Origin of the sequence: Mesorhizobium sp. M0019, from assembly GCF_040323975.1 — a bacterium.
Classification (GTDB): Bacteria; Pseudomonadota; Alphaproteobacteria; order Rhizobiales; family Rhizobiaceae; genus Mesorhizobium.
This window is the reverse complement of the sequence record NZ_JAMYVK010000140.1, coordinates 1-913: the sequence shown is the minus strand read 5'-3', so window position 1 is coordinate 913 and position 913 is coordinate 1. Positions and strand designations below refer to the sequence as shown.

General features: G+C 61.1%; 2 protein-coding genes. Both read left to right on the top strand.

Annotated features, from left to right (window positions below):
- Positions 1–573 (top strand): sensor histidine kinase (locus NKK47_RS35035; RefSeq protein ID WP_352579933.1); only part of this gene is annotated, 573 nt, incomplete at its 5' end.
- Positions 570–913: response regulator (locus NKK47_RS35030; protein ID WP_352579932.1), on the top strand; the 344-nt coding region annotated here is incomplete at its 3' end. The genes NKK47_RS35035 and NKK47_RS35030, both read left to right, overlap by 4 nt.

Sequence of the window (913 nt, the reverse complement as noted above, 5' to 3'; positions counted from 1 at the left end):
GCGCGCGTGCAGGCAAACGGTCGTCACCTCCTCGGGCTCATCAACGACGTACTCGACCTTTCCAAGATCGAAGCCGGCCAGCTCAAGCTGGCGATCGAGGACTACTCCGTCGCGCAGATTGTTCGATCGACCGTTACGGCTGTAGAACCGCTGGCACGAGCGAAGGGTCTTGAGCTTTCAACGACTGTTGCCGAGAACCTTCCAATCGGCCGCGGGGACGAACGCCGTTTGACGCAGGTCCTGCTCAATCTTGCAGGCAATGCCGTCAAGTTCACCGAAACGGGTGCGGTCGACATTCTTGCCGAGGCGGTCGACGGGCACTTCGAGATGACCGTCCGAGACACCGGTCCCGGCATCGCGTCCAAGGACCAGGCTCTCATCTTCGAAGAATTCCAGCAGGTCGACAACAGCAGTACCAGGCAGAAGGGCGGTACGGGTCTTGGCCTGGCGATCTCGAAGCGCATCGTCGAAATGCATGGCGGAACCATAGACGTCGAGTCCGTGTTCGGGTCAGGGTCGACATTCCGCCTGAAGATACCGATCCGGGTGCAAGAGGACGTGAGGACCGCATGAGCAAACGAATCCTGATGGTGGAAGACACCGAGGACAACCGCCAGATCATCCGCGATCTCATTGCCACCACCGAATACGAACTGATCGAGGCAGCCGACGGCGCCGCCGGCATCGCTGCAGCCGGAGCGCACAGGCCAGACCTGATCCTCATGGACATTCAGCTCCCGGTGATCGACGGGTATGAAGCGGCCCGCCGCATCAAGGCCGACCCGGCGCTCCGGCACATTCCGATTATCGCCGTCACCTCCTACGCGTTGTCGGGCGACGAGGCGAAAGCCCTTGCTGCTGGGTGCGATGGTTACATTGCCAAGCCATTCAGTCCGCGCCAGCTGCTTTCCGA